The organism is Oceanobacter antarcticus (assembly GCF_044962685.1).
Classification (GTDB): domain Bacteria; phylum Pseudomonadota; class Gammaproteobacteria; order Pseudomonadales; family Oceanobacteraceae; genus Oceanobacter; species Oceanobacter antarcticus.
The window spans coordinates 197,731-204,401 of sequence record NZ_JBBKTX010000005.1 but is presented as its reverse complement, the minus strand read 5'-3'; the positions used below and the strand labels follow the sequence as shown (position 1 = coordinate 204,401).

General features: G+C 53.0%; 5 protein-coding genes. 3 read left to right on the top strand and 2 right to left on the bottom strand.

What is annotated here, in order from left to right; all coding sequences use genetic code 11:
* Positions 1 to 295: 295 nt before the first annotated feature.
* Positions 296 to 2,185, top strand: coding sequence for a propionyl-CoA synthetase (locus WG929_RS06010; RefSeq protein WP_416205305.1), 1,890 nt, complete (start codon positions 296 to 298; stop codon positions 2,183 to 2,185).
* A gap of 181 nt (positions 2,186 to 2,366) precedes the next feature.
* Here WG929_RS06010 and uspE read toward each other — a convergent pair whose 3' ends face one another.
* Both uspE and WG929_RS06000 read right to left on the bottom strand, forming a co-directional pair.
* On the bottom strand, positions 2,367 to 3,293 hold the full coding sequence (uspE, locus tag WG929_RS06005) for a universal stress protein UspE (protein ID WP_416205304.1): 927 nt from the start codon (positions 3,291 to 3,293) through the stop codon (positions 2,367 to 2,369).
* 113 nt (positions 3,294 to 3,406) lie between these two features.
* Positions 3,407 to 4,327, bottom strand: a complete 921-nt coding sequence (locus tag WG929_RS06000) for a LysR family transcriptional regulator (RefSeq protein ID WP_416205303.1) — start codon at positions 4,325 to 4,327, stop codon at positions 3,407 to 3,409.
* A 186-nt stretch (positions 4,328 to 4,513) separates the two neighbouring features.
* Here WG929_RS06000 and leuC point away from each other — a divergent pair, with 186 nt between their 5' ends.
* Positions 4,514 to 5,932 carry a 3-isopropylmalate dehydratase large subunit gene (leuC, locus tag WG929_RS05995; protein WP_416205302.1) on the top strand — a complete coding sequence of 473 codons (1,419 nt, stop codon included), beginning with the start codon at positions 4,514 to 4,516 and terminating at the stop codon, positions 5,930 to 5,932.
* 14 nt (positions 5,933 to 5,946) lie between these two features.
* Entirely contained in the window at positions 5,947 to 6,594 is a 648-nt protein-coding gene (leuD, locus tag WG929_RS05990) for a 3-isopropylmalate dehydratase small subunit (RefSeq protein ID WP_416205301.1), read from the top strand.
* Positions 6,595 to 6,671 lie beyond the last annotated feature (77 nt).

The window sequence follows — 6,671 nt, the reverse complement described above, 5'->3', positions numbered from 1 at the left end:
AGAGTTCGTCTAGGTCGAGAAGATCTTGCTGAATGGACATAAAAAAATCCGATGTCATGGTCTGACATCGGATTTTCCAGATACTGCTCAGATGAGTAAATGGCTTAAGTGAACAGCATTACCGCTTCGGCGGGTTTTTTTTGGCCTGCTGTTCGCAGCAGCTAGTGTGCAAAGATACTCTTGAAAAAAATCTAACGGTCGTAAGATATAGACCAAGGTGTGATCCCCCTTGGTCGAATAGCTGGATGAATACGTCATGGCCTATCGTATCCCGACAGTCAAGTGGGGAAGGCTTATGACATACCAACAACAATATAAAAAATCCATCAATGACCCTGAAGGTTTTTGGGCGGAACAGGCTGGCAGAATTCAGTGGTTCAAGGTGCCAGACGTTACCCTGAGTAAAGACGAGCATGGCGTCGACCGCTGGTTCGCTGATGGTGAACTGAATACGGCCTATCTGGCACTCGACTATCACGTGTTGCAAGGGCGTGGAGATCAGCTGGCACTGATCTACGATTCTCCTGTCACCAATACCAAACGTTCTTATACCTATAAAGAACTGACAGCAGCGGTTGCCCGGTTTGCTGGTGTCCTGAAGGCTCAGGGCATTGAGAAAGGCGACCGGGTTGTTATTTATATGCCGATGGTGCCGGAAGCCGCGATTGCCATGCTGGCGTGTGCACGTTTGGGAGCCATTCACTCGGTCGTGTTTGGTGGTTTTGCTGCCAGTGAGCTGGCTATGCGTATCGACGATGCGGCACCCAAGGTTCTGGTGTCAGCGTCGTGTGGTATTGAGGTCAACAAAATTATTGAGTACAAGCCTATTCTCGATGCGGCTATCGACATTGCGGCTCACAAGCCGTCACGTTGCATTGTGCTACAGCGTGATTTGTGTCGCTGTGAATTGAATGATCGCTACGATCTCGATTGGGAGATCGGGATGGCAGCCGCCGAGCCTGCAGATTGCACGCCGGTACTGGCGACAGATCCTTTGTATGTGCTGTATACCTCTGGCACAACCGGTAAACCCAAAGGGGTGGTTCGCGACAACGGTGGCCACGCCGTGGCGATGAAATACAGCATGGACGTGGTATATGACATGCAAATTGGTGATGTCTTCTGGGCTGCCTCGGATGTTGGCTGGGTGGTTGGGCATTCGTATATCGTCTATGCCCCGTTGCTGGCAGGATGCACCACCGTATTTTACGAAGGCAAGCCGGTACGTACGCCGGATGCCGGTGCTTTCTGGCGTGTGTGTGAGGAGTATGGCGTCAAAGGTCTGTTCGCAGCCCCGACAGCGTTTCGTGCCGTGCGGAAGGAAGATCCCGACTGTTTGCTGGCACAGCAATATGACCTCAGCAAACTGAAGACCATTTTTATGGCTGGCGAACGCTTGGATCCGCCGACTTATGACTGGGTGCTGGAACACATTCAGCGACCGATTGTGGATCATTGGTGGCAAACCGAAACCGGCTGGGCCATTGCCGGGAATCATATAGGGCTGGAACCGGCCAAAGTAAAAGCTGGCTCTGTTACCCGTCCTTCGCCTGGCTACAACGTGCAAATCCTGGATTCTCACGGCAAAGCGGTTGCCGCCAATGAACAGGGCAGTATTGCAATCAAGTTGCCATTGCCACCCGGATGTTTGCCCACCATCTGGGGCAACCATGATCGTTTTGTGGCAGGTTATCTGCGCACCTTTGACGGTTATTATATTACCGGCGACGGCGGTTATCTGGACGATGATAACTATCTGTTTGTTCTCGGTCGTACCGACGACATTATTAACGTTGCCGGTCACCGTCTTTCGACCGGCGAAATGGAGGAAGTGGTGGCGGGGCATTCGGCTGTCGCCGAGTGTGCCGTCATTGGTCAGGCCAGCGATCTGAAAGGTGAGGAGCCTCTGGGTCTTATCCTGCTTAAAGATGGCATCGATATTGACGAAGAGGAATTGCAGCGAGAGCTGGTCAAACGCGTACGTGACCAGATTGGTGCGGTTGCCAGCTTCAAACATGCGGTGGTGGTGCAACGCCTGCCAAAAACCCGTTCAGGCAAGATTCTGCGCAAGATTCTGCGTAATATTGCCAATAACGAAGAATATATTGCGCCATCGACGATTGATGATCCTGCATGCCTGGCTGAAATTGAAACCACTCTGAAAGAAAAGGGCGTCAGAAAATAAAAGCCGGGAACTTAATCCGGGAAGTGAGTCATACCACTGCGGCCGGGCTGGCACTCAGTCCGGTCACATTCGGTAATGGCGTTATTCTGTTACCGGATGTGCTCTCTCACTCTCTGTCCTGAATTTTACCGGGCCTTTTCTTTTGGCCCGGTTTTTTTTTGCCTGATTTTTACTTGCCGGGCTATTCTGCTTCAGGCAGAACACCATCCTGCGGTTTGATCACAATCACATCGCAAGGCACCTTGTCGACCAGCTGCTCGGCGGTGTTGCCAATTAATACACCGGCAATACCACTGCGGCCGACCGAGCCGACCACCAGTACGTCAGCGGCCACAGCGATTGCTGTCTCGGCAACGACGGTATCGGTTTCCCCTTCGGCAATATGAACGTGATCCTCGTGAATGTTGTATTTCTTGGCCAATTGCTCGCAGGCATCCTGATGCTGTTCAGTGATATAGGCCTGAATATCGTCCGGCGCAGTGACTTCAGGAACCATGGCAAAGGCAATGGCAACCTGAGGAAAGGCATTAACCATATGCAGATCGGTATCAAAATGATCGGCCAGATGTTCTGCAAACGAGAGAATGTTGTCGTTAATAAGCTGGTGGCCGTCATCAACTGACGTCGCATCAATGGCGGCCAGTATACGATTGTGTTGCCAGGCGGCGGGGGATTTCACCAGCAGTACGGGAGCCGGACAATGGCGCATCAGGTTCCAGTCGGTATGGGTGAACAAGCGATCGATCAGGCTATGAGGGTGAGTCCCCTTGACAACCAGATCGTAATCTGTCGCTCGCATGGATTTGATAACAGCTTCATGCAGATGCTTCTGCCAGTGGACTTCCGTACGCACCGTGATGCCACGTTCCTGTACTTCCGGCACAAAGCTTTCAATCCAGCGCTCCGTTGAATCAATACGTGCGCGGCGAATTTGCTGCTTGGTGGCTTCTTCGAGAGAAGAACTGTCACCGCAGTAAGGTTCGTAAACCGACGTCAGCAGACTGACATCGGCCTTGAGTACCCCCGCAAGCCAGAGCGCCTTGTCGAGTGCTATTTGCTCAGGGTGTTCAGCGTCGAGCACGACCAGCAAATGGTTGATATCCAGCATAACGGCTTCTCCCGTGTTATTGATGTACAAGGGGGTGATGATAATACGTTGACCGGTTTGCGGGTTGAATCCAGATCCACTTCCCGTTGATATTGACCGTCAACATCCCCAGCTTACGCTTCACCTTCTGTTGCCACTATGTCATGGATCAAGTTGGTCGGTTCGGTGGCTGAATCGCTTAGCAGTGCAATAAATGCGCTGGCGGCATTGGTGAGGGTACGGTTTGCCAGATGAATAACACCCAGCGGCCGAATCATTGGAGCGCCAGGCCAAGGCAATACAAACAATTGATCGTCTGCCATGCTGGATGGCAGTACCGACCAGCCAAGGCCAACGCTGACCATCATCTTGATGGTTTCCAGATAGTTGGTCGGCATATGGGTTTCCAGCGTCAGCCCGGCATCTCGAAAAGCGGCGTCGACAACCCGGTAAGTGATGGTATCCGGTTCTGGCAAAATAGCGACATTTTCAGCCAGACTGGAGAGACTTATTTGTTGTTGGCAAGCAAGTGGGTGGCCAGGAGCACAAACACAGACCATGTCATCCTGCCAGAGCGGGATCGCTGTAACCCGATCCGGTTGTCGTTCATCCAGCGTTGTCAGCGCCAACTCGACCCGGCGTTGCTCGACGGCCTGATAAGCATCTTCAGAACCCAGGAAACGAATGTCCAGTCGTACCGCAGGGTATTGGCGGACAAAGGATGTCAGAAAGGGCGGGATTCGATGCAAGCCAATATGGTGGCTGGTAGCGATGTTGAGAGTGCCTTCAACGGAGCCTGCCAGATTGCTGATCTGAATCTGGGTGTCATTCATCAGCTCAAGGATTTCACGTGCTTTTGGAAGTAACCGTTGGCCTGACTCGGTCAGACTGATGGAGCGGTTGTGGCGTTCAAACAAGGGGCTGTCGAGCTGCTGTTCCAGTTGCTGAATACGCTTGGAAACGGCAGATTGGGTTAAAAACAGCTGCTCAGCTGCCAGCGAAAATGATTGGTGGCGGGCAACCGCCAAAAAGGCTTTAAGTTGTTGGCTATCCACGCGGGCCTCGAAATAAGTCGCTGCTGATGTTATTGGCTTCTGATTCCTTTCAGGAATTCAATATAGAAAAAGAATGAATTTGTGTTGTTTAACAGAGTGAGTACCATAAGGCAATCACCCGCTCATCAAGCGGCGTAGACCGTGAAAACACACCCGTCAACAGAGCATTCCAATAAGGAGCCACCGATGACCGGAAAAACACTGTACGACAAACTTTGGCAGCAGCACGTTGTTAAAGAACGCGATGATGGTACTGCGCTGATCTACATCGATCGCCAGTTATTGCACGAAGTAACGTCCCCCCAGGCGTTCGAGGGACTGCGTATTGCCGGGCGCAAGCCATGGCGTCTGGACGCCAACCTGGCGACGCCGGATCACAACGTGCCGACTACCGCCATCGAGCGTGAGTCTGGTGTCGACGGTATTGTTGATCCGGTATCCAAAATCCAGGTGGTCACACTCGATAGCAACTGTGATGAGTTCGGCATTACTGAATTCAAGATGAAAGACAAGCGTCAAGGCATCGTTCACGTTGTTGGCCCGGAGCAAGGTGCTACCCTGCCTGGGATGACCGTGGTGTGTGGCGACTCCCATACAGCCACTCACGGTGCTTTCGCGGCTTTGGCTCACGGTATTGGCACTTCGGAAGTTGAGCACGTTCTGGCCACCCAGTGTCTGATTCAGCGCAAGATGAAAAACCTGCTGATTCGTGTCGATGGTGAACTGGGCAAGGGCATTACCGGCAAAGACGTGGTGTTGCACGTGATCGGTATCATTGGTACCGCTGGCGGTAATGGCTGCGCGATGGAATTTGGTGGTTCTGCCATTCGCTCGATGAGCATGGAAGGCCGTATGACCATGTGTAACATGGCCATCGAAGCCGGTGCTCGTGTCGGTATGGTCGCGTTTGACAGCATCACGGCAGCTTATGTCAAGGGCCGCCCTTATGCCCCGAACGCCGATCAGTGGGAGCTGGCACTGACGGCCTGGCAGGATCTGGTATCCGATGACGATGCCGTATTTGACAAGGTGGTCGAGGTGCGCGCTGAAGATATCAAGCCGCAGGTTACCTGGGGGACTTCCCCTGAAATGGTAACCACGATTGATGCCACGGTTCCTGCTCTGGCAGACGCACGGGACGGTGGCCAACGTGCCGGCTTTGAACGTGCCTATGCCTACATGGGGCTGGAGCCGGGCCAGAAAATCACCGATATCAAGCTGGATCGTGTGTTTATCGGTTCCTGCACCAACAGCCGGATTGAAGACTTGCGTCAGGCGGCAGCAGTAGCACAAGGCCGCAAGGTTGCCGACAATGTCTTACAGGCGTTAGTGGTGCCGGGTTCCGGTCTGGTCAAGGAGCAGGCTGAGCAAGAAGGTCTCGACAAGATTTTTGTCGAAGCCGGTTTTGAATGGCGCGAGCCGGGCTGCTCCATGTGTCTGGCGATGAATGCCGACAAGTTGGGGCAGGGCGAGCATTGTGCCTCGACCTCCAACCGCAACTTTGAAGGCCGTCAGGGCTATGGCGGTCGCACCCACCTGGTCAGCCCGGCGATGGCCGCTGCTGCCGCGATTGCGGGTCACTTTGTTGACGTTCGTGAATTCTGATCCGGAGTAATACCATGAGAGCATTTACTGTACACACCGGCATTGTGGCACCGATGGATCGTGCCAACGTCGATACCGATATGATCATCCCGAAACAGTTTCTGAAATCGATCAAACGCAGCGGATTTGGCCCGAATCTGTTTGACGAGCTGCGTTACCTGGATGAAGGTCAGCCCGATGCTGACAACAGCGGGCGTCCGCTAAATCCGGACTTCGTGCTGAATCAACCGCGCTACCAGGGTGCATCTGTGTTAGTTGCCCGCGAGAACTTCGGTTGTGGTTCCAGTCGTGAACACGCCCCCTGGGCACTGGAGGATTTTGGCTTCCGGGTTGTTATCGCACCGAGTTACGCTGATATATTTTTCAATAACTGCTTCAAGAACGGCTTGTTGCCTATCGTGCTGGCAGAAGAGACGGTAGAGCGCCTGTTCAAGGCCGTTGCCGGGAGCGAAGGGTACGAACTCACCATCGACCTGGAAAAGCAGCTGATTCTGACACCCGATGGCCAGGATATACCCTTTGAAGTAGATGCCTTCCGCAAATACTGTTTGTTGAATGGCTTCGACGATATTGGTCTCACGTTACAGGATGCGGATGATATTCGTAGCTACGAAGAAGCCCGTCGTATGTCTTCTCCCTGGCTGTTTAACGCAAGTGCCTGAGTCGTTTGTCGGCTTGGATAACCCATGAATTTCACTGTGGTAGCCTATGACTGCTGCCACAGCAAGTAACAGGAAAT